This is a genomic window from Anaerolineales bacterium, from assembly GCA_022866145.1.
Taxonomy (GTDB): Bacteria; Chloroflexota; Anaerolineae; order Anaerolineales; family E44-bin32; genus PFL42.
Window position 1 is genome coordinate 1 of sequence record JALHUE010000442.1, and the last position, 1954, is coordinate 1954.

The 1954-nt window shown below is 68.3% G+C and carries 1 protein-coding gene; it reads right to left on the reverse strand.

Going from position 1 to position 1954, the window contains the following annotated elements; all coding sequences use genetic code 11:
- Positions 1-1954 (reverse strand): protein ndvB (locus tag MUO23_13165; protein ID MCJ7513900.1); only part of this gene is annotated, 1954 nt, incomplete at both ends.

Genomic DNA, 1954 nt, shown 5'->3' on the forward strand with positions numbered 1-1954 from the left:
GTTGTCCACCTGGATCTCGTACAGCGCCTCGCCGCGACGGTAGGTCAGCCGGAACCCCGACCACCAACCGGGAATCACCGGGTCGAGGCGAAGGCTGTCGCCGCAAACGTGAAGGCCGAGGAGCTCCTCGACCCAGGCGCGGTACATCCAGGCGGCGGAGCCGGTGTACCACGACCAGCCTCCCTGGCCGACGCGCCCCGGCGCCCGGTAGACATCCGCCGAGATCACATACGGCTCCACGGTGTAGCGCCAGACGCTGTCGACCTCACGCGCACGCTCGATCGGGTTGAGCATCCGCAGCACATCGGCTGCGCGGGTGCCCTGGCCACGCCGCGCCAGCGCCGCGGCCAGCCATACGGCGGCATGCGTATATTGCCCGCCGTTCTCACGCACGCCCGGAGGGTAGCCGCGGATGTACCCGGGAGAAGGGGTGGTTCGGTCGAAGGGCGGATCGAACAACAGCACGAGCCGCTCGTCCGGCCGGACCAGCCGCTCCACGGCTGATTCGAGAGCCATCGCCGCCCGGCCCGGATCTCCACCACCGCTGAGTGTCGCCCAGGCCTGCGGCAGCAGGTCGATCTTGGCTTCCTCGCTGGCCGCGGACCCCACGGGTGTGCCGTCGTCGAACCTCGCCCGCAGGTACCACGCCCCATCCCAGGCGCTGGCTTCGATGCGATCGATCAGCGCCAACCGCTCCATCCGGTAGGCCTCGGCCGCCTCAGGCACTCCTGTTCGACCGCTCAGGTCCGCCATGCCGTCCAACACATCGACCAGGAACCAGGCCAGCCACACGCTCTCACCGCGACCCTGTGCCCCGACCTGGTCCATCCCATCGTTCCAGTCGCCGGTGCCAATCAGCGGCAGGCCGTGAGGCCCGCGGGTGAGGCCGCGCCGGACGGCCCGCTGGCAGTGCTCGAGCACACTCACCCGTTCACCGCCGGCTTGGGGTGTGAGGTACGCGTCGTGCTGCTCGTCGGTCAGCAGGGGGGCGTCGAGAAACGGCACTTGTTCCCCCAGGATCGAGAGGTCGCCGGTATGGCGCACGTACTGTGCGACGGCATAGGGAAGCCAGAGCAGGTCGTCGGAGATGCGCGTGCGCGTGCCGGCACCCGAGGGCGGATGCCACCAATGCTGGACGTCACCCTCGCGGAACTGGCGGCTGGCCGCCAGCAGGATGTGCTCTCGGGCGACCTCGGGCCTGGCGTGCAGCAGTGCCAGGACATCCTGCAGCTGATCGCGGAAGCCGAAGGCGCCCCCGGACTGGTAGACGCCCGTTCGGCCCCACACCCGACAGCTCAACACTTGATAGAGGAGCCAGCGGTTGACCAGGAAGTCGACCGAGAGCTCGGGCGTATGGACCTCCACCGCGCCCAGGGTCTCGTCCCACCAGGCTTTCGTGCGATCGAAGGCGATTTCGAAGGCTGTGCTCTCGGCGAAGGCTTTCACCAGCGCCTGCGCCTGATCGGAGCTCTCAGCCTGGCCGAGGAGGCAGACCACTTCGGCGGTTTCGCCCGGCGCCAGCTCGAAGGCGGTTCGTAGCGCAGCGCATGGATCGAGACCGGCGCCGGTGCGCCCGGAAAGTGCAACACGCTCTAAGGCTGCCGGGTTGGCCAGCGTGCGGTTGCGCCCGAGGAATGAAGTGCGATCGGCGCTGAAGGAATCCACCGGGCGATTGATGGCGGCGAAGGCCACCCGGTCGCCGTACTCCGGATGGTAGCGATTGCGGGCCAGCAACACCTGCGCCTCATCATCCCAGGTGCTGACCACATGCATCTCTGTTGCTTCCCGGCTCTCGCCCAGAGCCCATTCGGCGTAGGTCGTCACCGACAGCCGGCGCGGCCGCGACGAATCGTTCTTCATCCGCAACCGCTGCAGCTTGATCGGCGGCCCACCTCCGCCCTCCACCGGCACCAGCACAGTGAGCTCCTGCTCGATGGCGTGGCTGTTGTGTTCA